Here is a 24,716-nt window from a genome sequence, read left to right on the forward strand (position 1 = left end):
CCGGCAAGACAACCCTCCTCAATGCCGTCAGCGGGCTGAACCCCCCGACGCACGGCTCCGTCCTTTTTGAGGGCCGTGATGTCGTCGGATTGAGGACCGACCAGATCGCCTCGCTGGGCATGTCCCGCACGTTCCAGCTCATCCGGCTCTTCACGATCAATGATGCCACCGTTCTCGACAACGTCCTTTTGGGGGCCCACATGCGCCTGAAACCGACGCTCCTCGGGACGATCTTCCTGAGAAAAAAGGTAAAGAGGCGGGAGAGGGAGGTCACACAGAAGGCCATGGACCTCCTGAAACTTGTCGGTCTTGAAAAGGAGGCGCATGCGCTCCCCGGGGAGCTGTCCTTCGGCAGCCAGCGTCTCCTGGAGCTCGCGCGGGCGCTGATGACGGACCCGAAGATGCTCCTTCTCGACGAGCCCGCATCGGGACTCAACGACGCCGAGGTGGAGGAATTCACACGACTTCTCATGGCGATCAAGCAACAGGGGATCACAATCCTCATCGTCGAACACAACATGAAGCTGGTCATGAATATCGCCGACGACATCATCGTCCTCGATTTCGGAAAGAAGCTGGCGGAAGGATCGCCTTCGGCGATCTGCGCGAACCCCGACGTCATAGAGGCGTACCTGGGCGCGCAGAGCAAAGAGTGCGGGGTGACGCAATGATCCTCAAGGCCGAGAGACTATCAGCCGGATATGCCCGCATACAGGTCCTCAAGGCAATAGACCTGGAGGTGAAGAAGGGTGAGATCGTCTGTCTCGTGGGGGCCAACGGGGCCGGAAAATCGACCCTTCTCAAGGCCCTGTCCGGGGTGATACCTCCGACGACCGGCAGGTTCCTCTTCAACGGACAGGATGTGACGGGCCGCAAACCGAACCAACTCGTGAGAATCGGACTCAGCCACGTCCCGGAGGGACGCCAGATCTTCGGCTCCCTCACGGTGAAGCAGAACCTTTTCCTCGGTGCCTACGTCAACCCGGCAAAGAAGGAGCGCCTCGACGACCTTCTTGAATCCGTGTTTGTCCTCTTCCCCAAACTCAAGGAACGCCTCGCCCAGAAGGCAGGAACGATGAGCGGCGGGGAACAGCAGATGCTTGCCATAGGAAGGGGGCTCATGTCCCAGCCAAAGCTTCTCCTGCTCGATGAACCTTCCCTGGGGCTGGCCCCGCTGGTTGTCGAAGCCATACTGGGTACCATCGGAGAGCTTCGCAGCCGGGGCATCTCCATCCTGCTCGTCGAACAGAACGTGAACGCCGCCCTTCACATATCCGACCGCGCTTACGTGCTCGAAACGGGCAGGATCGTGTTGCAGGGAAAAGCAAATGACCTTTTGGAAAATGAGGAAGTAAAGAGATGTTATCTGGGCATGTAAGACACAGCAAATTTCACGGGAGGTAACTAACTCATGCTTATAGGCGATCTATCCATTCAATGCGCGCGCCGGTATCCCGACAAGACCGCTCTGGTCTCCGACGACAACAGGCTTACGTACCGCGAATTCAACAGGCGGGTGAACTGCCTCGCCGATTCACTTATGAAACTGGGGCTTGCCGCGGGCGACAAGGTCGCCGTGCTCAGCCGCAACAACGTCGAGATGTTCGAGATATGCTTCGCAGCGGCAAAGACGGGCATGGTCTGGGTCCCCGTCAACTTCCGGCTCGTCCCCTCGGAGTTGAAGTTCGTCCTCAACGATGCCGAGATAGGCATCCTCTTCGTGGGTGACACGTTCAAGGACCAGGTCGAGGCCATACGGAACGAGATCACCGTGCCTCACATCGTGGACATCGGTGCGCCTTACGAGGAGATGATACGGTCGGGCTCGCCCGCGGAACCGGCGGGCAGCGTCAAACCCGACGATCTTTTCGCCATCTTCTATACGAGCGGCACCACGGGCGGACCCAAGGGCGTCATGCTCAGCCACGACAATTTCCTGTCCGCCGTGGTTAACCACACCATCGCGTACAAGCTCGGGCCATCCGATGTGAGCCTTCACGTCCAACCGTGCTATCACACCATGGAGGCATCGATGGTGCTGTGCCACTTCTACGTGGGTGGAACAAACGTGATGGTGACCAATTTCAACGGTCATGAATTCTGGAAGCTGGTGGAAAAGGAGAAGATCACCAACATCACCCTTGTCTACACGGGCCTCGTGGACATCCTCGACGCCTACAAGGAAGGCGGCTACAAGCTCGGCACCCTGAGAAGCTATTCCGTCGGCGGACAGACAACCCCCGTACCCATCCTGAAGCGGGCAGTGGAGGTGCTCGGCCCCGACATCATATTCGTGGTGTACGGCCTCACCGAGGCATCTCCCTTGCTCGCCTACCTCTCCAAGGAGGATTATTCCCTGGAGGGCGAGGGCTTGAAACGTCTCGGCTCCGTGGGCAAGGAACTCTTCAGCTGCCACGTCAGGATCGTCGACAAGGACGACAACGACGTCAGACCCGGCGAAGTGGGTGAGATCATCGCCCGTGGTCCCAACGTGATGAAGGGCTACTGGAAAAGAACCGAGGAAACGCAGGAAACCTTGAGGGGAGGCTGGCTTCACACGGGCGACATGGGTATGTTCGACGAAGACGGATACATATATGTCATAGACCGCAAGAAAGACCTCATCATCAGCGGCGGCGAGAACATCTCCCCCCACGAGATCGAGGACGCCCTCCATCTCCATCCCGCGGTGCACGAGTGCGCGGCCATCGGAATACCTGACGAACGCTGGGGCGAGCAGGTCAAGGCCGTTGTCGTTCTCACGAAGGACGCCCACATAACGGAAAAGGAGCTCATCGAATTCTGCGCGAAGCACCTCGCCCGGTACAAGCTGCCGAAGACCGTGGATTTCGTCGACGCCCTCCCCAAGGACCCCGTCGGCAAGATACAGAAGAAGGTCCTTCGGGAACAATACGCGAAGTAAAGGAGGCGTTATGGCCATTCCCAGTCTCGACCTCATGGACCAGGAACAGAAGAACACCTTTCTTGAGCTTGTCCTGTGGCACTACAAGGTGATCGACGGATTCTGGTTCCTTCACGTGTCCGACGCGTTCGGCCAGTCTTCCGCCGAGGGCGTCGTCGAAAAGGTGTGGGAGGACGCAGCGCGCCTCGCCGCCCGGGAGATAGTGAAGCGTTTCGGCATAGAGGAAAAGGGGCTCGCCGGTTTTGCCCGCGCCATCGCCCTTTTTCCCATGGCGGCACTCGTCGGATACGACATAACTCCAGAACATGGAAGCCTCACGATCAGCGTCCCCCATTGCAGCGCCCAGGAGGCGCGCCTGAAACACGGCCTCGGGGAATTCAAGTGCAAGGACATGCACCGCAAGCTCTTCGAGGCCTTCGCGAAGGAGATCGATCCCTCGATAAGGACAGAGTGCCTCTTCGCTCCCCCCGACCCGCACCCCGCGGACATGTTCTGCAAGTGGCGTTTCACCATGTAGACCCCCCTGATCGAAGCCCGGTCCCTTCCTGCCCCCCCGGAAAGGGACCGGGCCTTCACCATCGGCACCCCGATTTCTTTCCCATCACCTCTCACCCCCACCTGTCCAACATAGACCCTACGGCAAGGAACATGCTGACTCTCCGGAGCAAGCCAGGGAACCAGAATGACCAATGTACCAATAACCAATTGAACAAAGAGAAGGACAGAATGGACTGTCCGTATCGTTTTCTTTTTGGTTATTGGTTATTGTCTCTTTCTCTGGTCATTGGAATTTGGTCATTGGTCATTATCCTCCTCAGAAGAGATCAACCTCGTCCGGAACGGAGGACCTGCCTGCCCTGGACCCCTGTTCCATAAGGAGGGCATTCCGGGAAATGGATCATTTTGGACAGCAGTGGGCTATGGGTCATGGGAGGGGCCGGTACGTGTTTTGCGTTCTGTCTTCCCCATTACCTATAACCCATGACCTATGACCTGTTTCATTCTTTTTTGTATTCCCGGGGATTTTATGGTACTTTCCTGAATCACCGAAAGCGCAAGGAAGGCTCATCCCTCCAACAGCTCACTAAAGGATACCCGTTGCGGAACAAACTCTGGTCGAAACAGTTCACAGCCGTGATATCGGCGACATTGCTCCTGTCGTGGGCGTTCTACGCGCTCATGCCCACACTGCCCATCTACCTGATGAAACACCTGAAGATGGGCCAGGGGAATATCGGGATGATCATGGCCGCCTTTTCCATCACCGCCATCATTGCCCGTCCCCTCGCGGGGTTCATTCTCGACAATCATCCCCGGTTCCGCATCCTCATCATCTCCCTTGTCGTCTCGGCGGCCGCGTACGGCTTCTATCCCCTGGTGACAGGGGTTGCGGCCATGCTCATCCTGCGGCTTGTCCACGGCGCCATATGGGGGACCTGTTCCTCTGCGAACGCGACCGTCGTCGCCGATATCGTGCCTCCCGTGCGTCTCGGTGAAGGCATAGGCATCTTTGCCCTGTGCATTCCCGTGGGCATGACCATCGGCCCCATGTTCGGCAACGAGGTGCTCAGTGGCTATGGCCCAAGGGTCATGTTCCTTTCACTCCTCGGCGTTTCACTTCTCGCCGTCGTCATTGCCCTCTTCGCGCGGACGCCCCCGAGGGCGATCTCCAGAACGAGATTCTCCGTACGGAACCTCTTCCACAGGAAGGCCCTTCCCCTTTCCCTGACCATGTTCTTCATCATGATCGCGTACGGGGCAATAATCGTCTTCGTCGGGATCTACGCCACGCAGAGGGGTTTCAGGAACGTCACCGCCTTTTTCCTGTGCTTCTCCGCGTCCATCTTCTTTTCCAGACTCTTCCTGGGCAGGCTCTTCGACAGGGGGTATTTCCATTGCCTCGTCGTTGCCGGCCTCACGTTGACCGCGGCCGGACTGCCGTGGCTCGGCCTGGCGGCAACGCCGCTCCAGTTCCTGGGCGCCGGCATGGTGAGCGGCTTCGGTTTCGGGATACTGATGCCGACGTGCCAGGCGGCGGTCAACGATCTTGCGGACGTCGATGAAAGAGGCGCGGCGAATTCCACGTATCTCGTCTCCTACGATCTTGGAGCAGGGGTCGGTGTTCTCGCTATCGGTTTTCTCGCGGAGAGGATACCCCTTGGCAGGGTCTACGCGTGCTGCTTCTTCCCGATCCTCCTGTCGGCGGGCATATTCACGTTCGCGGCCCTTCCCCATTACCTCCGCCACAGGTCCGGCAACCGCGGCGCCGGCTGATGAACCGTCTGCCGCACGTCAACCCTCTCAACCACGCCTCGCGATCTCCTTCATGGCCTTGAGCGCCAGGTCTATGTCGCTGCCGGTATTGAAAGGTCCGATGCTGAAGCGCACGCTGCCGCCCGGAGATGTGCCGAGACTCTCATGGACGAGGGGAGCACAATGAACTCCCGTCCTGACCGCGATGTTGAAGTCGCCGTCCAGGATGGCCCCCACGTCGTGCGGGTCCATGCCCCGTACGTTTGCCGTCAGCAATGCGACGTGATCGGAAAGGTCTTCCGCGCAATAAAGGTCTATTCCTGTGCTCAGAGACAACCCGTCGCGGAGCTTCGTGACGAGTTCCATCTCCCGGGCGTTCACCGCCTCGATACCCGCCTCCTCCAGATAGTCGAGGCTCCCGGAAAGACCGATGATGCCGAGGAGGTTGAGGGTGCCCGCCTCCAGCCTGTGGGGAAAGTCCCGGGTGTGAACGGGGCTCGCCGAATCGATCCCCGTCCCGCCGAACCGGGAAGGCTCTATGTCCTCCACCTGCCGGCTGAGGACAAGCCCTCCGATCCCCGTGGGCGCCAGCACGGACTTGTGCCCCGTGAAAGCGAGGGCCGCGACCTGCCATCCGTCCACGTCGATGGGGACCGCGCCGGCGCTCTGAGCGGCATCGACGAGGAGCGGCACGCCGTGCTCGGCGCAACGCCGCCCTATTTCCCGAACGGGCTGGATGGTGCCCAGAACGTTGGATGCGTGGGTCACGACAACGAGTTTTGTGTCGTGCCGGATGGCCGCGACGATGTCTTCGGGATCGACGAAGCCTTTTCCATCGAAGGGAACAAGATCGTATTCAATGATCCCCTTCTGACGCAGATGGTGGAGGGGTCTCAGGACGGAATTGTGCTCGAGTCTTGTGGACACGACATGGTCGTCGGGACGGAGCAGGCCCTGGAGGGCTATGTTCAGCGCATCCGTTGCGTTACCCGTGAAGATGACCCGGTCGGGAGCGGAAGACCCGAAGAAGCGGGCGGTCTTGCGCCGCGTTTCCCTTACGAACTCCTCGGCCTCCGCGGCAAGGTCGTAGCCTCCCCGGCCCGGGGAGACACCGATCCGACGATAGGTCTCTATCGCCTTCTCAAGGGACGACGAGGGTTTGGGAAATGTTGTGGCGGCATTGTCGAGATAGACCAGCCTCGCGGGCATATCCCTCACGTGCATGACCTCGGGTTCGGCAACCCGGCTATCCGCCGCGCTCCCTTGCGGATACCGCCGGGGAAGAGCGCCTCGAGGTCCATGAGGCTCATCCCGAGGCCCGCCTTGAGGTCGCGGTTCATGGGCGCCCTGCCATGATAGGCATAGTACTCCCGCAGGAAACGGATGACCCTCCACCGGGCGTCATCGAGCACCTCCATGCCGGATTCCAACGCGAGCACCCGCCCCACCTCCTCCGTCCAATCCTCCGGCCGCCACAGAAACCCCTCATCATCGAAAACAACCTCCTTTCCCGCAATGACCCGCACCCTCTGTTGAAGGTCCCATGTTCTTTCTTCAGGTTCAGACAAACCATCCATCAAGGCATGCTCACTTTCAGAATCTCGTAAACCATAAGGGAGATCGTCATCCAGCCGGGGTTTTCGCCCATATATCGTCCTCGTTGACTCGATCAGGGATCCAGCGCCTTTTCTACCCCAACGCCTCTCCTGGATTCCGGCCTTCGCCGGAATGACGGCAACGAAGAACGCTCCAACGATTCCAACGATTCCAACGGTTCTAACGGTTCTAACGGTTCTAACGGCTCCAACGGTTTCTTTCGTCCAACGCTGTCTTGATCTTTTCCGGTGCCGCCGGCAGGTCGCGGATCCTCACGCCGCAGGCATCGCAGATGGCGTTGATGACGGCGGGAGCCGTGCACACCATGGTCATTTCGCCAATTCCCACCGCCCCCAGGGGGCCCTTTGCCCGGGGGGTCTCGTTGATTATCACGTCCATGTCGAAGGCGGTCTTCATCGTGGGGAACTTGAAGGTGAACCAGTCTTTCGTTTCGCCGTGGATGTACTCTTCCCTCAGGGCGAAACCGACACCCTGGTCCATGCCCCCGTGGAGCTGGCCCTCGAGGTTTATGGGATTGATGACCGTGCCGGGATCGACGGCGGTGGTCATCCTGACGACGCGGACCTCGCCCGTATCCGTGTTGACCTCCACCTCGGCCATCTGGATGGCGTGGACACGGGACTCAAAGGACAGCCCCTGGCCCGTCTCGGGGTCCATGTCGGCGTCCCTGCCGGCGGCCATTTTGGAGCCCAGGTAATGGGTGGGTCTGCCCGCCTTCCTCAGTCCCTCATAGGTGCGCGTGCCCGCCTCCTCCATGGCCTTCTTCAACTGCTCGATGGCGAGCACCAGGGAGCCGCCCGCCATGTAGGTCATCCTGCTAGCCGCCGCGGGGCCCATGCCCGTTGTCCGGTCGGTGTCGCGGGTAACGAGGCGGACCTTGTCCATGGGTATGCCCGTGAGGTGTGAGGCTATCTGGGTAAGCATGGAATCGTTGCCTTCCCCGGGGTCCGCAACGGCCGCAAAGACCGTGAGGCCGTCATCAGGGTCAAGCTCCACGACCACTCTTCCTATGTCCGCGGGGGTCCCTATACCGAAGGCGTGGCTGGCTATGCCCACCCCGCGCTTCACCGGACCCGCCTCCGCGGCTGCCGCCTCCCTCTTCGCCCTCTCGTATGCGGGCCTGATGGCGTCACAGAGCTCCGGAAAGGGCCACTCGTCGTACACCATTCCCGTGGAGCAGCTTTGCCCGGGCAGAAGGGAGTTCTTCCTCCGGAACTCGAGGGGATCCATGCCCATCTTAGCGGCGAGCATGTCCACGGCGCACTCCAGGGCGAAGGTGGTCTGCGGAGGTCCCGCTCCGCGCGCCGCCCCCCCGGCGGGGTTGTTGGTATACACGAGCCGCGCCATGGCTCTGACGTTCGGGATGTTGTAGGAGCCCGAGAGCATCCACAACGCCCGCTTGACGACAGCGACGCCGATTATCTGATATGCCCCGTTGTCGACGGTGAGATCCATCGTGAAGGCCGTCAGCTTCCCGTCCTCCCCGCAGCCGAGCCTCACCTTCATCGCGAAGGCGTGGCGCTTACTGCTCATGAGCATCGACTCCGCGAGGCTGGGGATGTAGCGAACGGGGCGACCGAAATGAAGCGCCGCCGCCCCCGCGATGGCCTCCGAGGTCATCGCGATCTTCTGCCCGAAATTCCCCCCCGAGAAGGCCTCCTCGTAGCGCACGTTCTCGTACCCGAGGCTTTCCTGCAGGTCCGCCATGTGGAGGTGGATGTTGATGCTCCTCCCGATGACCACGAGCTCTGCCTCTTCCCCTTCTCCCTCCATGTAGGCCACCGTCGCCTCGGGCTCGAGTGGGGCCTGGTGATTGATCTGCGTCGAGAAATCCGCCTCCACCACGGCGGCGGCCTCGCGAAGCGCCTTTTCGGCATCGCCCTTTATCTGAGGCTGAGCGAAACAGAGGTTCGGCCACTCGGCGTGGATCCTCGCGGTGCTCTCTTTCATGGCCTCCAGAGGCGACGTGATGACGGGCAGGGGATCATACTCGACCTTCACGGCCGCCGCGCCGGCGAGTGCCTCTTTCTTCGTGCGCGCCGCCACGACCGCTATGGCGTCCCCCAGGCAGTAGACCTTGTCTTCCGCCAGGATGGGCTGGTCGGCGGAGATGATCTTGATCCTGTTCGTGCCCTTGATATCCGGGGCGGTCATGACCCCGACCACTCCCGGCATCGTCGCGGCCTCAGACGTATCCACCGACAGGATCCTGGCATGGCGCTCGGTACTCCTCGCCACCGCCAGTTCGAGGGGGTTCTCCAGTTTGATGTCGGCCGAGAACTCCGCGAGCCCGCAGGCCTTCAGCATGGCGGAAGGACGGGGGTGGGAGACCCCGATCATGGGTCCCTTCGGGTTGGGCCTCACCTCGTCGGGTGTCGTCTCGCCCCGAATGAATCTGCCGGCGAGCTTCACCGCCTCGATGATCTTCACGTATCCCGTGCAGCGGCAGAGATTGCGCTGAAGGGCCTTCTTTATCTCTTCGTCCCCGGGATCGGAGTTCCTGTCCAGAAGGGCCTTTGTCGCCATGATCATGCCGGGTGTGCAGAAACCGCATTGTATCGCCCCCGAAAGGACATAGGCCTCCTGGATAAGGTGGGGATTCTCCGGCGTGCCGAGACCCTCCACGGTCATAACCTCCGCACCGTCAAGACCGGCCATCTTCGTGAGGCACGACGGGACCGCCTTTCCGTTGACGATGACCGTGCAGGCACCGCATTGCCCCTTGCGGTCGCAGGACTGTTTCGTCCCCGTGAGCCTCAAGTCTTCCCTCAATGTATCCAGAAGCACACGATCGGGCTCCACCACAAAGTTCCGCCAAACCCCGTTTACCTTCAGTCTCACCCTTTCCATCAGCCACTCTCTTTCCGCCTGCCGGGCTTTCGTGTCTCAGCCCTCAAGCGATTCAAGCTATTCTCTCGGGGGTTTCGTCGTCGCCGGCACTCCCCATTTCGCTATGATCCTGTCGTATGTCCCGTCGACCATTATGGCCTTGAGTCCCTTGTTGAGCTTTGCCAGGAAATCGCCGTGTTTTCCCTTCGCGACGGCGACACCGACGGGGATCTCGAGAAAACCTTTCTCCGGCATCGAGAACCTGCCGGGAAAGGAATCCCTCGCCAGGACGGCTCCCACCTGTGTATTGAGGGCCGCGGCGTCCGCCTTTCCATCGAGGACCGCTTGAAGGGTCGACTTGTAGTCCTTCACATCGGTGAACACCTTTACCCCGGGGAAATTCTTCTTGATGTGGCCCGCGAGAGGGCCTTTCAGCGGGGTTGCCACGGTCCTGCCTTCGAGTCCCTTGAGAGAATTGCAGGGCGGCGCGGGCGACTTAACGAAGAGGGCCCCTCCCGTCATGAGATAGGGATCGCTGAAATCGAAGCTCTTCTTCCGTTCCGCGTTGATCGCGAAGAAGGAAAGGCCGTCCGCTTCACCCTTGAGTACCACTTCCTGCTCCTTCTCCTGGGGCTGTCCCGCGAAGACGACCTTGAGCCCGACCCTCGACAGCGCCTCCGTCAGGATGTCCACGGTCAATCCCTTCGACGTGCCGTTCCCGACAACGGCAAAGGGCTCGAAGGACTCGATGTGGGTCAGTCTGAAAGTGTCCCTGCCTGCCTCCCCGCTCGTCTGGGACCATGCGGCGACCGGACAAAAAGCAAGGAAGATCACCAGAGTTGCCACTGCCATAATTCCCTTATTCATGGAATACCCCCTTTCTTGTGTTCCCTGTATTAACAACTATGTTTAACCCTGCAAATGGAAAGTTGTTAACAAGTTGTCAACCTGCGGTCACATGCCTGATCATGAATTCCACGTTCTCTCCCGCATTGACCGGCATGATACTGATATCGGGATGCCGGGAATGCCACACGCGGAACACCTCATCGGCAAATCCCTGCCCGACGGTCTCGACCTTCGAGAAGTCCAGTTCCACGGTCCTGAACCTTTCCAACCCCACCAGGATACGCCTCGCCTGGGACCGCGAAACATATTCCGCGCCTTCGTGATAGAGCCGGACCTTCACCGTGGTCTTGCTGAACGAAAGGTCCTCGTCGGTGAATTGATCGAAGACATCCTTCAGGCGCTTCCTGCCACCAGGCACGAAGGAGAAGAATACCTTCGTGCCCAGCACGGGTCTCTTCACGTCTCTCACGAAGATCTCTCCTATCTCGTTGTCGAAGGTCAGCTTCTTCCCAAAGCTCCTGATAATGAACCGGTCGGCGATCTTTGATGTGAAGAAGATGCCTTCGCCGCTGTGAAACGCGGGGGCCGTGGTCTCCTTGCCCTTCAGCAGGTCCTGGATGGCCTCCATGACTGAAGCGAGGTGTTTCTTCTTCATGATGTTATTGAAGATCCCGACCCCTCTATCGGATATGTCGAAGGACAGGGCCTTCACATCCCTCATAACAAGAACGTCGATCACCCCGGAACCGGAATGTTCTATCGCGTTGTTGAGCATCTCCGTGAAGGCGTAAGTGAATATCTCGGCGGCATTCGGAGAGATCCTCTCGAACAGTCCCCCCTCCCGCTTTATTTCTTCCAGCACGGCGTCTTCCCTCAAGCCGGTGTTGCGGAGAATGCGGTGGAGCCTGAGCGCCGTCCCCGGGGTCCCCCCGCCGGCGCGCGACCCGCCGGCCGGTACATAGTGTGCCTGGTTGGCCTTGCCGATGAGCTCGATCCTTCCCTCATCCATCAGCTCCCTGAGAAATCTGTGGACGTAGACCCGCGAGAAGCCGGTTTCTCTCACGAGATCGGCCGCCCTGACCCTGCCATTTCGCTTGAGAGCTGCAAGGACCAGCCCTTTTACATCGGTGGACTTTTCCATTGTTAACAACTTCATTATACTTCATAATTCATCAGTTGTTAACAAGTTATTCACTGCCATGACACGCAGGCTCGTGCCTCCGGCAAGGCTTGATAACCCCGGAGAGTGATGCTAGAATCGACATAAGCTGTATGCGTGCTTCCTGTTCATGATGATGGAGATGAGACACTTGGGAACCCTGCATCGCGTCGTCACCGGCCTTACCGCCATCATTATCGTTCTGGCACTGTCGCTGGGCGGAGCTGACCTCTGCCGTTCGGGCGACGATGTCCCAACGCTTTCCGCACAGATAGACCAGTTCCGAAAGGAAGGCAGGTTCCAGGAAGGTATACCCGTCGCTGCCAGGCTGGTCGAGGTCAGCGAAAAGACCTTCGGTCCCGAGCATCCGAGGACCGCCGTGTCGCTCACAACCCTGGCGAACTTTTATCGGACCACGGGGCGCTTCGCCGAGGCGGAACCCCTCTTGAGGCGCGCGCTGGCCATACAGGAGAAGGCCCCCCAGGGTCCGAACCGGCCCGCCGTTGCCCAGAACCTCACGCTCCTCGGGATGATATGCAACGCCACGGGCCGTTACGTCGAGGCGGAGCCCCTCTTGAGGCGCGCCCTTGATATCCTCGAAAGGGTGAGGGTTCAGCGACCCGAGGCCATAGCGTTCAATCTCGCGCTTCTGGCCGAGTCCCTCGTCTTCACCGGGCGGAAGGCCGAAGCGGAGCCTCTCATGAAACGGGCCGTAGAGATCTGGGAAAAGCACGATAATTACCCTCCCGAGGGCATGGCCTTTTCACTTACCCTTCTGGCCAAGCTCTGCCGCCACACGGGACACTACGCCGAGGCGGAGCCTCTTTTGAAACGCTCCCTCGCGATATGCGAGAAGGACCTTGGCGAGAACCATCCCAATGTCGCATTCGCCCTTATCAATCTCTCCGTGCTCTACCGCCAGACCGGGCGCGGAGCCGAGGCGGAGCCTCTCCTGAAACGCGCCCTCGCGATCTGGGAGACACGGTTCGGCGAGAGACATCCCGGCGTCTGCTCGGCGCTCTCCAACCTTGGGTTCTACTACGGGACAACAGGCAGGCATCGTGAGGCCGACGAATTCTTCAGACGCTCCGTCAGCGTCCAGGAGTCACTGCGCGAGTCCATCTTCACCATCCTGACGGAAAAGCAGAAGCTGTCCTACATGAAGACCCAGGAATGGAGCATCTACGGGTACGTGAGCCACACCCTCCGGTTCCCCCGAAGCACCGGGGCCGCCGTCACGGAGACCTTCAACGCCTGGCTCAGATGGAAGGGTTCCGTCATGGAGGCACAGGGACGCTATCTCCATGCCCTGAGCGCCTCCGATGACCCGAAGGTGCGGGAGAGGTTCGGCGAACTGACGGAGGTGAAACGGGACATCGCCCGGCTTCAACTATCCGGACCGGGGAAGATGGAAAGCGATGAGTACAGGAGAAAGGTATCCGGGCTTGAGAGGAAAAGGGAGACCCTCGAGAGGGAGCTGATGGCGGGCAGCAGGGAATTCATGCTGGGGCAGAAGGCACGGGCGGCGGACACGAGAAGCCTCGCTTCGACTATCCCGAAGGACACCGTCTATCTCGATTACGCCAGGATCACCCTCTTCGATTTCAGGAAGAGGAAATGGGCGGAACCACACTATCTCCTTTTCGTCTTCAGTCCCGGAGAGCCCCGCGAGGTGAGCCTCGTCGACCTGGGAGGGGCGGAAAGGGTCGACAAACACATTGCCGCCTACCTGAGGGAAATGGCCAGGGCGAGGATCGAGGGTGTTCTGCCCGATGAGAAGAAGCTCAAGGCGGAAGCTTCCAGCCTCTACGGCATGCTCGTGAAACCCGTGGAACCCTTCCTGAAGGACAGAAGACAGGCGCTCATCAGCCCTGACGGGAACCTGAACCTCATCCCCTTCGAGGCCCTCGTGACACCTTCCGGCGCCTATCTCATCGAGGGACTCCTCATCAGCTATGTCGGTGCCGGACGAGATATGGTGAAGTTTGCCCGGCCCTCCCTCACGGGCGGTTCGTCGCTCATAATCGCCGACCCCGACTACGACCTGGGACAGAAGGAGATGGAAAAGGCGAAGGCTTCCGCCGGCGTCAAGCCGGCACCGGTAAGAAGCCACGTTTCTCGGGATGCCCGGGGCATGCATTTCGACCGCCTCCCCGACACGAAAGAGGAGGCGGACGCCATAGAGAAGATACTGGCGGGCACCTTCCGACAAAAGGTCCTCAATGAACAGGACAAGAAAGCTCTCGAACACATTCTTTTCGGCACGCGCTCCCCCAGGGTCCTGCACCTCGCGACCCACGGGTACTTCCTCACCGAAGAGGAGACGAAAGAGGCGGACAACGCCGCCGAACTCGCGCTTACGGAAGACGCCCTGCAGGAGCATCCCCACTCCATCGAGAACCCCATGGTGCGCTCCGGGATCGTCCTTGCCGGCGTCAACACGTCCCTTAAGGAGGGAAAGGACGAAGGCATGGTCACGGCCGAGAAGGTCCTCGGGCTCGATCTTAAGGACACGGACCTCGTCGTCCTGTCCGCCTGCCAGACCGGTGTCGGGGACGTGAAGAGCGGAGAGGGCGTCTTCGGGCTGAAACGCGCCTTCATCCTTTCCGGCGCGAAGACCCTCGTCATGAGCCTCTGGAGTGTTCCCTCAAAGGAAACGGTGGACCTGATGACCGCCTTCTACGCCCTCCTTTCCGAGGGAAAGACCCCATCCGAAGCCCTGAGGCAGGCAAAGCTCACCCTCATGAAGCAAAAGCCCCACCCCTTCTTCTGGGCAGCCTTCATCCTGACGGGCTCACCCTGATCGTCGCAGGTCGAAAACCGTCTCAGGTCGCAGGTCGCCAAAGCAAGACGGTGAAAGGGGACGGTCTGTCTGTCAAGACAATTACTGACTGGTGCAGGAGAACAAATCTTCTTGTTGTTTTGAACGTGTGACTTGGGACCTGTGACTTGTGACGGTCTTCTCTTCGCTTGAGCCGCTTCTAAAAAGGCGCTTGCCTTCATGAAACACTAAAAGTTATACTCAAATCTATCAGCAGCGATCGGCAAGCCACTGCCGTCCGGTGGCAGGCCTTAATAGATTCGATGAGAAAACGATATACCGGGAGATGGTCCGCGTTTTGTCCAGATGGAGCTTAAGCATTGACGCAAGGCTCACAATGCACGTTTCGGGCCCGCCGCCATCGACAGCATCGGTCATGTACCGATCCATAAGAAACGGGGTGTTTTCATGATGTCCACAGAAACCTTCGCACCTTGCCGCTCAGACCGGATGTTCCGGGCGATGTGCGTTCTCGCCGTCGCGCTTCTGGTCCTGCCTTTGGCCGGGGGCTGCTCGAAGAAACAGAAGCCCCAGGACCGCCAGGTGGAGGTCACAGCAGTGAAGGTCACGCCGGCCGACACGCCGGTCACCTTCGAGTTCGTGGCACAGACGCAAAGCTCTCATGAGGTCGAGATCCGCGCCAGGGTGAACGGCTTCCTTGAGAAGAGGATGTACACGGAAGGCTCGATCGTGAAGAAGGGCACCGTTCTTTTCGTGATGGACAAGAAGCCTTTTCAAACACAGGTCAACGCGGCTGCGGCGGCCCTTGCCAGGCAGAAGGCATCGCTGGAGGTCGCCCGCATGAACCTCGACCGTGTCAAACCCCTGGCGGAGCAGAATGCCCTGTCGCAAAAAGACCTCGACGACGCGAAGGGCACCTTCGAATCCACCTCGGCCGCGGTGGAGCAGGCCAAGGCGCAGCTCGAAATGGAACAGCTGAATCTCTCCTACTGCACGATAACGGCTCCCGTGACGGGTATAACGGCCGCCGCCATGATCCAGGACGGGGCCTACGTCAGCCAGATGAACAGCCAGCTCACGACCGTATCGGTCCTCTCACCCATGTGGGTGAACTTCAGCATTTCAGAGAACGACATGAAGCGTTTCGCCGACCGGGTGGCGAGCGGTCAGATCATTCCTCCGAAGGGTGACAATTACGATGTCGAGATCGTCCTCGTCGACGGCTCGGTCTTCTCCGAAACGGGTCGCATCACCTTCGCGGCCCCGTCCTTCAACGCGAAGACGGGGACCTTTCTCATCCGTTCCAGTTTCAAGAACGCGAAGGAGACGCTCCGCCCCAACCAGTACGTGCGTGCCCGCATGAAGGGTGCCATCCGCCGTAACGCGATCCTCGTTCCGCAGCGGGCCGTGCAGCAGGGCGCGAAGGGCCATTTCGCATGGGTGATCAACAAGGAGGGAAAGGCCGAATTCAGGCCTGTAACCGTGGGAGATTGGTACGGCAATGATGTGTTCATCGATGCCGGGCTCCGCGCCGGCGACCAGGTCGTCGTCGACGGCGTCCTTTCGGTCCGCCAGGGTGAGCCCGTAAAGGTCAAACCCACCTCCGCGCCGGCACCGGCGACCGGCACCCCGGCAGTCAAGGTCGAGCCCTCACCCGCCAAGCCAGCCGCGGCACCGGCACAACCGGCCGCAAAGACGGCACCACCGGCGGCCGCGCCTTCAAAGACGGCTCCACCTCCCGCAGCCGCCAAGCCAGCCGCACCGGTGCCCCCGGTGAAGCCGGCCGAACCTGGCGGGGCCGGGAGCGTGAAGCAGGGGAGGTAGGGCATGTTCTCCAGGTTCTTCATCGAACGGCCCATCTTCGCAACCGTTGTGGCCACCATCCTGGTCATCGCCGGTCTCGTGGCGATAAAGGCCCTCCCCGTGTCCATGTACCCCGAGATCACACCGGTGCAGGTCCAGGTCACGACCACCTATCCCGGGGCCGATTCCAAGACCGTCAGCGATTCCGTGGCCGCGCCCATCGAAGCCCAGATCAACGGCGTCGACAATATGCTCTACATGACCTCGACGTGCTCCAACACGGGCCAGATGAACCTCACCGTGTACTTCACCCTGGACACGAATCCCGATATCGCGCAGGTGCAGGTCCAGAACCGTGTCAACCTCGCCACTCCCCAGCTGCCCTCGGCGGTCACCCAGTACGGCGTCTCGGTGCAGAAGAAAGCGTCCAACATACTGATGATACTCTCCGTCTTCAACAAGGACGGCCGTTATACACCGGAATATGTCACCAACTACGCGAACGTCTACGTTCTCGACGCGATCAAGCGGGTGGAAGGCGCAGGCGAGGCACAGATCTTCGGTGTACCCGATCAGGCCATGCGCATCTGGATGAACCCCGACAGGATGGCATCGCTCGGCGTCACCACCAGCGACATCCAGAATGCCGTCGCCAAGCAGAACGCGCTCTGGGGCGCCGGGCAGGTGGGTCAGCAGCCAAGCGACGACAGGGTCCAGCTGACCCTGCCCGTCGTGACGCAATCACCCTTTACAAACCCCAAACAGTATGAAGACATAATATTGAAGACAAGCCGGGATGGCAGCGCCATCGTCAAGGTGGGGGATGTCGCCCGCGCTGAGGTCGGACGGAAACAGTATATCGACGACAACAAGGTGAACGGGATTCCCGCCACCCCCATCGCCGTCTACCAGCAGCCCGGCGTCAACGGGCTCGACGTCTCCGCGGCCGTGCGGAAGACCATGGAGGAATTGAAAAAATCCATGCCCGACGGCATCGAGTATAAGATCTCCCTGGACACCACCGACTTCGTGCGCATCTCCATAGAGGAGGTCGTCCACACTCTTTTCGAGGCGATCCTGCTCGTCGTTTTCATCGTCTATCTCTTCCTGCAGAGCTTCCGGTCAACCATCATCTGCACCGTCGCCATCTTCGTTTCGCTGATAGGCACCTTCTGCGGCATGCTCGCCCTCGGGTTCTCCATCAACATGCTCACGCTCTTCGGGGTCGTTCTCGCCATCGGCATGGTCGTCGACGACGCCATCGTCGTCGTGGAGAACGTGGAACGAAACATGGTCAAGAAGCACATGCCGCCCAAGGACGCGACGATAAAGGCCATGGAGGAGATCGGCACGTCGCTCATTGCCGTCGTCCTTGTCATGGCCTCCGTCTTCATCCCCGCCGCGTTCCTGCCGGGAACGACGGGGCAGCTCTACAAGCAGTTCGCCATCACCATCGTCATATCCGTGGCGCTCTCCGGGTTCATCGCGCTCACCCTGACACCGGCCATGTGCGCCCTTCTTCTCAAGCACTCGACCCCCTCACAGAAGGGTATCTTCAAATACTTCAACCGCTTCTTCGATTGGTTCAACCGCGGTTTCGACCGCTTCACCGTAGGTTTTGGCGATGCCGTCGTGATGATGATCAAGCGGATGACCATCGCCTTCGGCATCCTTGCCGTCCTCGTCGGTTTTCTGTTGTATCTCTTCCACGCTATCCCGACGAGCTTTGTCCCCAACGAGGATCAGGGCTATCTCATGGCTGCCCTTGTCATGCCCGATGCGGCAAGCCTCAAGCGCACCTCCCAGACCGCGGACAGGATAGACAAGATATTCGCAAAGCAGCCGGCGGTGGCGGACCGGACCGTTGTCAACGGTTACAGCCTTCTCGACAGCCAGTACAAAGCCAACGCGTCCACGTTCTTCATTACCCTCAAGGACTTTAAAGAGCGTTATTCGTCTATCAGCCGCGCCAAAAAAGAGAACTCCAAGGCGGTGGCCGGTGCTGTTTACGCGGAGGCGGGCACCATCAACGAAGGCATATTCATCCCCATCGCGCCTCCGGCGATCCCGGGTATCGGTACCACAGGGGGTTTCGAGTTCTGGATCCAGGACAAGGGGTCCGGAGACCCGGCGCGCCTCAACGAACTTACCAGGCAATTCATCGAAAAGGCCCGCCAGCGTTCCGAACTGGCGAGCCTCAATTCCACGTTCAGGGCCACGTCGCAACAGCTCAAAGCCGATGTCGACCGCTCCAAGGCCATGCTCCTCGATGTGCCAGTGTCCGACGTGTACAGCGCCCTGCAGGCGCAGTTCGGCTCCATTGTGGTGAGCCAGTTCAACCAGTACAGCCGTGTCTGGAACGTCACGCTCCAGTCCGACGCACCTTACAGGAGGGGCCCGCAGGACATAACGAAGCTCTACACGAGATCCAACAATGACGAGATGGTGCCTCTCTCCGCGGTGGTAACGACCAGCTACGTGACAGGGCCCGACCTGATGAGTCGCTTCAACGGCTTTCCCGCCGCCCAGATCACGGGCAGCGCCGCACCCGGCCGTTCCTCGGGAGAGGCCATCAAGGCCATGGAGGAGGTCGCGGCCGAGGTCCTGCCGCAAGGCTACGGATTCGCGTGGTCCGGCCTCGCCTACCAGGAGAAACAATCGGGAGGGACCTCGTCATCGGCCTTCATATTCGGCCTCATCATAGTCTTTCTCATCCTTGCGGCCCAGTTCGAATCATGGGTCATGCCGGGGTCCGTCATGACGGCCGTGCCCTTCGGCATCCTTGGCGCCCTCTTCTTTAACTGGATACGCGGACTCGAGAATGACGTCTACTTCCAGATAGGCCTCCTCGTTCTTATCGGCCTGGGAGCAAAGAACGCGGTCCTTCGCGTCGCCTTCGCCGCGGACCTCCGCAAGCAGGGCCTCTCCATCATGGACGCCACGATCCAGGCGGGTGAACAGCGTCTGCGGCCGATCATCATGACCTCGCTGGCCTTTATCTTCGGTGTCCTGCCGCTGGCCATCGCCACCGGCGCCGGCGCAAACGCCCGTCACTCCATCGGCACGGGCATCATAGGCGGTATGATAGGCGAGACAACTCTGGCCATGCTTTACGTTCCCCTGTTCTTCTACATCTTCGACAGGTGGGCGGAGAAGTCGGGAAAGAAGGAGTTCGTACCGGAGAAGGGATCTTCCGGGGCACAGAGGGAACCGGCCCCGCCCGACGGCGCGACGCCGGAGAAGGAGGAAGGCTGACATGGTGAAGAAACTCATCCTCCTTCTCGCAATTGCCATCCTCGCGGCGGGATGCGCCATCGGTCCCGATTACAAGCGCCCCGAGATCGATGCCCCCCAGGCCTACCGCTACGGGGATGGAGAGGGTAAGACCGACGCCGCCGACAGCGAATGGTGGAAACAGTTCAACGACCCCGTTCTCGACAAGTACATCGCCGAGGCGCTCGTCAACAACAAGAACGTGAAGATCGCGGCGGCCAACGTCGAACGGGCCGCGGGCGGCCTGATGACGACCCGCTCCGCGCTCTTCCCACAGATATCGTACAATGGATCGGCGGAACGGACGCAGGTTTCCAAGAACAACATAACCGTGCCCACCCAGAACCCGTACAACAACTACCAGGCCCTCGGCGGGGCGAGCTGGGAGATCGACCTCTGGGGACGCTTGAGGCGCCTGACGGAATCGGCCCGCGCCAGCCTGTATGCGACCATGGAAGCACGGCGGGGAGTCGTTCTGTCGCTGACCGCCGAGGTGGCCTCCACGTATATCCAGCTCAGGGCCCTCGACGAGCAGCTCGTCATCGCCCGCGACACCCTGAACACATACAAGGAGTCGGTGAGGATCTTTGAATTACAGAACAAGTACGGCCAGGTGTCGGGCATGACCGTGGAGCAGGCACGTTCGCAGTATGAGACCGCGGCGTCCCAGATACCGCAGATCGAGGTCCAGATCGCCCAGACCGAGAACGCCCTGTGCATACTCCTCGGCCGCAACCCGGGTCCCCTCGAGCGGGGACTCAAGCTGGCCGAGCTCACAATGCCACCCGTCCCCGCGGGATTGCCCTCAGACCTTCTTGAGCGGCGTCCCGATGTCCTGCAGGCGGAACAGAACCTCATAGCTGCCAACGCACAGATCGGTGCCGCGAAAGCGCAGTTCTTCCCCAGGATATCCCTTACCGGCAACGCCGGCTGGACAAGCGAAGACCTCTCGAGCCTCTTCATCGGTCCCAGCGCCGCCTGGAACTACGTAGGCACCGTCACGGGTCCCATATTCACGGGAGGCGGCATACTGGGGCAGTTCAGGCAGGCCGAGGCACAGCAGAAGGCCGCCCTTTACGCCTACCAGCAGGCGATACAGAACGCCTTCGCCGACACGGAGAACGCCCTCATCTCCCGCCGGAAGGTACAGGAACAGCTCACAGCCGAACAGAGAAAGGTTACCGCCTACAAGGAATACGCAAGGCTGGCAAACCTTCAGTACAACGGCGGCTACACACCCTATCTCACCGTGCTCAACGCGCAGCAACAGCTCTTCCCTGCCGAGCTGAGCGCCGTGCAGACGAATGCTTCGGCCTTCATATCCATCGTCAACCTGTACAAGGCGATGGGCGGCGGCTGGGTGGCAAAAGCGGACGCGTTGACGAAGGCCCCGGACACCGCGCAGGAGACGAAGGGCGAGGAAAAACCTGAGGAAAAGGAATAGAAACCGTTAGAGCCGTTAGAACCGTTAGAGCCGTTAGAACCGTTAGAACCGTTGGAGCCGTTGGAACCGTTAGCGACGGGTGCGCCAATACCCTGTCGTTTAACCTGAAACTTGAAACCTGAAACCGTCTTTTCTGTCTTGAACTATTGAACCTCCGGTGAGTAATATGGGATCGATGCGTGAAGAAAGAGGTGAGGAAGGGTACCCCGAGACGGAGATGTGTGCGCGGTGCGGGGGGAGTTGCTGCCGGCTGCAGCCCGGTCACTGTCTGCCGTCGGAGTTCGGATCGGCGGAGGCGGTAAGGGCCGCGGTGGTCAGCGGCACGTACACCATTGTCCTTCTCTTCGACGAGCACATAATGGCGCGCGTTGTCCGACCGCATTACAAGGATCCCGACGCGAGGACGGGTTGCGTCTTCCTCCGCGAGGACGGCTGTGAACTGCCCTTTTCCGAAAGACCCTACGGCTGCCGCATGCTGAAACCGAAGGACCAGGAAGACGGGCATTGCGAACCCCAGGGCATCTCCATCGAGGAGGCAGGCCACATGTGGGAAGAAAGCGGCTACCTCCCCCCCATATGGAACTCCATCATCCCCGTCAAGTGAAAACCGGTTCAAAGGTTCAAGGATAAAGATGGTTTCAGATTTCAGGTTTCAGGCAAAAACCACACCAAGCAGACAACAGTTCCAACGGTTTTATCGGTTCCAACGGTTCCAACGGTTTTATCGGTTTCTACCTCGCCAGCCTCAGTATCCTGTACGCTCCCTGCAGCACGAGGATGAAGACGATGGATCCCACCACGAGGTCCGGGATGTTCGATCTCGTAAGGTACACGAGGACTCCGGCCACGATGACACCGAAATTGGCTATCACGTCCATGGATGTGAATATCAGGCTCGCCCGCATGTGGACATCGCTTTTCGATCTCTGGAGGAGAATCACACAGATGGCGTTGGCTGCGAGGGCGAAGACGGAGACGATGATCATCGTGAGGAAATCAGGGGCTTCCCCCCGTCCGAGAAAGCGGTGGACAACCTCGACGAACCCCAGCACACCGAGCGCACCCTGAAAATACCCGGCAATCCCGGCGATCCTCTTCTTGCGCGCCGCAGCCCCTCCGACGGCAAACAGGGCAAGGGCGTAGACTATGCCGTCCGCCAGCATGTCCAGACTGTCGGCGGCGAGCCCCATGGAGCTCGCGATGAGGCCTGCGATCATCTCGACCACGAAGAACGTAACGTTGATGACAAGGACCTGCCACAGGATACGGGTTTGGATGCGGTCCGCGTCCGCATCGGCAGGGGGCTCCATCTGTTCGGAGGACACGACGGATGCTCCCAGACGAAGGTCCTCGAGAAGCTCCAGGAGGTCCCCGGGGCGGCCCGTATGATACACCTCCAGTTTCCGGTTCGGTATGTCGAATACGAGAGCCTGTACCGAGGGCATTCCCTTGAGTTTCATCCTGATCAGATGCTCTTCCGAGGGGCAGTCCATCTTGACTATGCGGAAGGTGGTCTTGAATCCCGTGTCCGTCATTTCTCGGCTTTTTCCAGGTCCTCGCCAATATCCCGCGTGAGGTCCACGGTAAGATAATCCAGGGTAACGGGCAGTCCCACTTCGAGGCGCGGCACATGCTGAATGCCTATGCGGGCCTCTTTGAGCGTGCAGTCGATGAGGTGCCCGCCGTGGCGGCGGTCTTCGGCCAGGAAATGGAGATGAAAGCCGGGGGCATTGAGGGATGCCATGAACGCCGGGGTGTAAAACCCGGCAAGAGACCCTCTCACATCTTGGAAATCAAAGACGGACTGGTCGCGGGTAGCCTCGACGAGGGGCATGTAATTCTCCGACCTCGAAGCCGCCCGGCATCGGACGCTGCTGAAGATGCCATCCACACGGATGGCGTAGAGCATATTGCGGGAGGGTATGAGCCTGTCGAGAAGGGTGGTAAGGTCTGAGACACCGCAATCCCCGTTGATGTCGTCGAAAGTATCGGGGCTGAAAAAGGTCACACAGGCAAAGGGCGATCTCTCATCGTCACCCACGTCGTACACATTCCCGTCTGACCGTATCTGGTACACTTTGCCGTCGAGAAGGAGCATCTCCCCGTCGAGATAATTGAATGTCCCGAGTCCAAAATCGCCGTGCTGCCTGACCTCGCCTATGGTGGTGTTCTCAACGTAAAGCCCCTCCACGAGCGCGTTGATGGGGGCCGAAAGATAGACGGCATTGCCCTGTTTGTCCGTGCACAAAAACCGCCTCAATGCCTGTTCGATGATGTCCGCCGCAGAGCATCCGGTCCGCTCCATCGCGCTCGTAAGCTGTTTCAGGATATCGTATGACAGAAGGAATTCGAGTTCCGTGATGTTTTCACCGGCCATGCCCGGCGCCCTCTTCCTGAACCGTCTCGCCGCCTCGGCGGCGGGGCTTCCTTCGCCTGCGTCTTCGCTTCTTTCGAGGGGTCTCCTCCGCCGGTGCTTCTGCCGGTTCCGCAGGAGGATTCTCAAGAAGGTAGGCCTTCCACCACGCGAGCGCCGCCTGACGTTCCCCTTCGGCTCCGGCGGTGACCTTAAGGTACATGAGCGTCTCGGCAAACTCCGGCCTGCCGGCAAGCGTGGAGGGTCTGCGGGGCGGCATTCTGCACAGGGAGGTCTTGAGGGCAAGGATCGCGTTCAACCTGGCGCCCACGCGGCCGGGAATGTGAGCGCTCTCAGAGATCTCTTTCAGGAATCCCGCGCAGGTCTCATCCAGCGCCTGACGCCTCGGGATGCCTTCCCGGTGACGGAAAAGGGCGGCCTCCTCCAACCGGGGGCCGAAGAGTGCGGCCAGAAGAAGCGCCACCGATGCCCCTTGCCCATCACGAACCACCTCGTCGATCCCGGCGAGGTTCCTTCCCAGCACCTCCAAATGGCCGTCACGTTCCCGCATCCAGCCGGCAAGGTCGGGAAAAAGAGAAGCAAGGAGCCCGCTTGTCTCGAGCAGGGCGAAGGTCGGGCACGCGAAACCAAGGAGAAAGAGCTTCTGTATCTCCTCGTAGAGCCGTGAGGGAGAAACACGGGATATGGTCGAACAAAGCTCACGGATACTCTCCCACGCAGTCGTCTCTATGTCGAAGCCGTGGGACGCCGCAAACCTCACGGCGCGGAGCATCCGTACCGGGTCTTCCGTGAAGCGCACCCGCGGGTCGCCGATGGAACGGATGAGCCGGTCCTTCAGGTCGGCAAGGCCCGTACAGTAATCCACGACGGAAGCGTCGGCAATATTGTACGCAAGGGCGTTGATGGTGAAGTCGCGGCGGAGTGCGTCCTCCTCGGGTGTCCCGAAGATGTTGTCGGCAAGAACCATCCCGTTCGCATCCTTCATGTGGCGGACGTGGCGCCGGCCCTGGGTCGTCTCATCGGGCTCGACCGCGTCCGAAGGGTCGGCTGAGCGACGGAAGGTGGACACCTCCACGATCTCATCCTGGAAACGCAGGTGTGCCAGTCTGAACCGGCGACCGACGAGGCGGCAGTTGTGAAAAAGCCTCTTGATCTGGCCGGGTGTGGCGTTCGTGCCTATATCAAAATCCTTCGGTGTCCGCCCGAGAAGAAGGTCACGTACGCAGCCGCCCACGAGGTAGGCTATGAAGCCCCGGGAATGCAACCGGTACAGCGTGCGAAGCGCGTTCGGGCTCACGTGCTTCCGCGAAATGCGGTGTTCCTTTCGGGGAACGATCCTTGGCTCCATGGGCATCAAGATACCACACCCCACCTGAAAATCAAAGGGTGTCGCGGATGAAGGTGTTTCAT

At 60.1% G+C, this 24,716-nt stretch carries 18 protein-coding genes; 10 read left to right on the forward strand and 8 right to left on the reverse strand.

The genetic code is table 11. The annotated features are described in order from the left end of the window. The 5 genes from GXX82_05185 to GXX82_05205 form a co-directional block, all read left to right on the forward strand. Nucleotides 1-671, forward strand: a 671-nt coding sequence (locus GXX82_05185; GenBank protein NLT22420.1) for an ABC transporter ATP-binding protein, incomplete at its 5' end; no start/stop codon positions are given. Continuing rightward, nucleotides 668-1,378 carry an ABC transporter ATP-binding protein gene (locus GXX82_05190; protein ID NLT22421.1) on the forward strand — a complete coding sequence of 237 codons (711 nt, stop codon included), beginning with the start codon at nt 668-670 and terminating at the stop codon, nt 1,376-1,378. The genes GXX82_05185 and GXX82_05190, both read left to right, overlap by 4 nt. A gap of 33 nt (nt 1,379-1,411) precedes the next feature. Then, nucleotides 1,412-2,923: a long-chain-fatty-acid--CoA ligase gene (locus GXX82_05195; protein ID NLT22422.1), complete on the forward strand. Its 1,512-nt coding sequence runs from the start codon at nt 1,412-1,414 to the stop codon at nt 2,921-2,923. 10 nt (nt 2,924-2,933) lie between these two features. Next, nucleotides 2,934-3,440, forward strand: coding sequence for a hypothetical protein (locus GXX82_05200; protein ID NLT22423.1), 507 nt, complete (start codon nt 2,934-2,936; stop codon nt 3,438-3,440). A gap of 581 nt (nt 3,441-4,021) precedes the next feature. Further along, nucleotides 4,022-5,197 carry an MFS transporter gene (locus tag GXX82_05205; protein NLT22424.1) on the forward strand — a complete coding sequence of 392 codons (1,176 nt, stop codon included), beginning with the start codon at nt 4,022-4,024 and terminating at the stop codon, nt 5,195-5,197. A 27-nt stretch (nt 5,198-5,224) separates the two neighbouring features. Here the strand turns inward: GXX82_05205 and GXX82_05210 are convergent, their stop codons facing one another. From GXX82_05210 to GXX82_05230, 5 genes are all read right to left on the reverse strand, one after another. After that, nucleotides 5,225-6,385 carry an aminotransferase class V-fold PLP-dependent enzyme gene (locus tag GXX82_05210; protein NLT22425.1) on the reverse strand — a complete coding sequence of 387 codons (1,161 nt, stop codon included), beginning with the start codon at nt 6,383-6,385 and terminating at the stop codon, nt 5,225-5,227. Nucleotides 6,386-6,390: 5 nt separating this feature from the next. After that, the gene (locus GXX82_05215; protein ID NLT22426.1) at nt 6,391-6,753 is read right to left on the reverse strand and encodes a TusE/DsrC/DsvC family sulfur relay protein; all 363 of its coding nucleotides are present in this window, start codon (nt 6,751-6,753) and stop codon (nt 6,391-6,393) included. A 217-nt stretch (nt 6,754-6,970) separates the two neighbouring features. Then, nucleotides 6,971-9,643 (reverse strand): molybdopterin-dependent oxidoreductase, encoded by a 2,673-nt coding sequence (locus GXX82_05220; protein ID NLT22427.1) that lies wholly within the window; start codon nt 9,641-9,643, stop codon nt 6,971-6,973. Nucleotides 9,644-9,700: 57 nt separating this feature from the next. After that, a complete protein-coding gene (locus GXX82_05225) occupies nt 9,701-10,489 on the reverse strand; it encodes an amino acid ABC transporter substrate-binding protein (GenBank protein ID NLT22428.1) in 789 nt (262 codons plus the stop codon). A gap of 76 nt (nt 10,490-10,565) precedes the next feature. Beyond that, nucleotides 10,566-11,612, reverse strand: a complete 1,047-nt coding sequence (locus tag GXX82_05230; protein ID NLT22429.1) for a DUF4325 domain-containing protein — start codon at nt 11,610-11,612, stop codon at nt 10,566-10,568. Nucleotides 11,613-11,772: 160 nt separating this feature from the next. Between GXX82_05230 and GXX82_05235 the strand changes: the two genes are divergently transcribed. The 5 genes from GXX82_05235 to GXX82_05255 all read left to right on the forward strand — a co-directional run bounded on the left by GXX82_05235 (nt 11,773) and on the right by GXX82_05255 (nt 21,536). Then, the gene (locus tag GXX82_05235) at nt 11,773-14,433 is read left to right on the forward strand and encodes a CHAT domain-containing protein (GenBank protein NLT22430.1); all 2,661 of its coding nucleotides are present in this window, start codon (nt 11,773-11,775) and stop codon (nt 14,431-14,433) included. A 426-nt stretch (nt 14,434-14,859) separates the two neighbouring features. After that, nucleotides 14,860-16,236, forward strand: a complete 1,377-nt coding sequence (locus GXX82_05240; GenBank protein NLT22431.1) for an efflux RND transporter periplasmic adaptor subunit — start codon at nt 14,860-14,862, stop codon at nt 16,234-16,236. Nucleotides 16,237-16,239: 3 nt separating this feature from the next. Continuing rightward, nucleotides 16,240-19,470 carry a multidrug efflux RND transporter permease subunit gene (locus tag GXX82_05245; protein ID NLT22432.1) on the forward strand — a complete coding sequence of 1,077 codons (3,231 nt, stop codon included), beginning with the start codon at nt 16,240-16,242 and terminating at the stop codon, nt 19,468-19,470. 1 nt (nt 19,471) lies between these two features. After that, on the forward strand, nt 19,472-20,932 hold the full coding sequence (locus GXX82_05250; protein ID NLT22433.1) for an efflux transporter outer membrane subunit: 1,461 nt from the start codon (nt 19,472-19,474) through the stop codon (nt 20,930-20,932). Nucleotides 20,933-21,107: 175 nt separating this feature from the next. Continuing rightward, complete coding sequence (locus tag GXX82_05255) at nt 21,108-21,536, forward strand: hypothetical protein (GenBank protein ID NLT22434.1); 429 nt, start codon at nt 21,108-21,110, stop codon at nt 21,534-21,536. A 127-nt stretch (nt 21,537-21,663) separates the two neighbouring features. On the opposite strand, the gene GXX82_05260 is transcribed toward GXX82_05255, so the two are convergent. The 3 genes from GXX82_05260 to pcnB form a co-directional block, all read right to left on the reverse strand. Then, complete coding sequence (locus GXX82_05260; protein ID NLT22435.1) at nt 21,664-22,467, reverse strand: cation transporter; 804 nt, start codon at nt 22,465-22,467, stop codon at nt 21,664-21,666. Beyond that, on the reverse strand, nt 22,464-23,237 hold the full coding sequence (gene budA / locus GXX82_05265; protein ID NLT22436.1) for an acetolactate decarboxylase: 774 nt from the start codon (nt 23,235-23,237) through the stop codon (nt 22,464-22,466). The genes GXX82_05260 and budA overlap by 4 nt, the downstream gene beginning before the upstream one ends. A 61-nt stretch (nt 23,238-23,298) precedes the next feature. After that, complete coding sequence (gene pcnB / locus GXX82_05270) at nt 23,299-24,666, reverse strand: polynucleotide adenylyltransferase PcnB (protein NLT22437.1); 1,368 nt, start codon at nt 24,664-24,666, stop codon at nt 23,299-23,301. Nucleotides 24,667-24,716: the final 50 nt, after the last annotated feature.

This window comes from Syntrophorhabdus sp. (assembly GCA_012719415.1).
Lineage (GTDB): Bacteria > Desulfobacterota > Syntrophorhabdia > Syntrophorhabdales > Syntrophorhabdaceae > Delta-02.

What these genes read in the sequence shown, in the direction of transcription:
- GXX82_05255 (NLT22434.1), top strand. Translation starts at nt 21,108, where the DNA reads ATGCGTGAAGAAAGAGGTGAGGAAGGGTACCCCGAGACGGAGATGTGT.
- GXX82_05235 (NLT22430.1), top strand. Translation starts at nt 11,773, where the DNA reads ATGAGACACTTGGGAACCCTGCATCGCGTCGTCACCGGCCTTACCGCC.
- GXX82_05220 (NLT22427.1), bottom strand. Translation starts at nt 9,643, where the DNA reads ATGGAAAGGGTGAGACTGAAGGTAAACGGGGTTTGGCGGAACTTTGTG.
- GXX82_05230 (NLT22429.1), bottom strand. Translation starts at nt 11,612, where the DNA reads ATGGAAAAGTCCACCGATGTAAAAGGGCTGGTCCTTGCAGCTCTCAAG.
- GXX82_05260 (NLT22435.1), bottom strand. Translation starts at nt 22,467, where the DNA reads ATGACGGACACGGGATTCAAGACCACCTTCCGCATAGTCAAGATGGAC.
- GXX82_05225 (NLT22428.1), bottom strand. Translation starts at nt 10,489, where the DNA reads ATGAATAAGGGAATTATGGCAGTGGCAACTCTGGTGATCTTCCTTGCT.
- GXX82_05195 (NLT22422.1), top strand. Translation starts at nt 1,412, where the DNA reads ATGCTTATAGGCGATCTATCCATTCAATGCGCGCGCCGGTATCCCGAC.
- GXX82_05250 (NLT22433.1), top strand. Translation starts at nt 19,472, where the DNA reads ATGGTGAAGAAACTCATCCTCCTTCTCGCAATTGCCATCCTCGCGGCG.
- GXX82_05215 (NLT22426.1), bottom strand. Translation starts at nt 6,753, where the DNA reads ATGGATGGTTTGTCTGAACCTGAAGAAAGAACATGGGACCTTCAACAG.
- GXX82_05210 (NLT22425.1), bottom strand. Translation starts at nt 6,385, where the DNA reads ATGCCCGCGAGGCTGGTCTATCTCGACAATGCCGCCACAACATTTCCC.
- GXX82_05245 (NLT22432.1), top strand. Translation starts at nt 16,240, where the DNA reads ATGTTCTCCAGGTTCTTCATCGAACGGCCCATCTTCGCAACCGTTGTG.
- GXX82_05240 (NLT22431.1), top strand. Translation starts at nt 14,860, where the DNA reads ATGATGTCCACAGAAACCTTCGCACCTTGCCGCTCAGACCGGATGTTC.
- GXX82_05190 (NLT22421.1), top strand. Translation starts at nt 668, where the DNA reads ATGATCCTCAAGGCCGAGAGACTATCAGCCGGATATGCCCGCATACAG.
- GXX82_05200 (NLT22423.1), top strand. Translation starts at nt 2,934, where the DNA reads ATGGCCATTCCCAGTCTCGACCTCATGGACCAGGAACAGAAGAACACC.
- budA (NLT22436.1), bottom strand. Translation starts at nt 23,237, where the DNA reads ATGGAGCGGACCGGATGCTCTGCGGCGGACATCATCGAACAGGCATTG.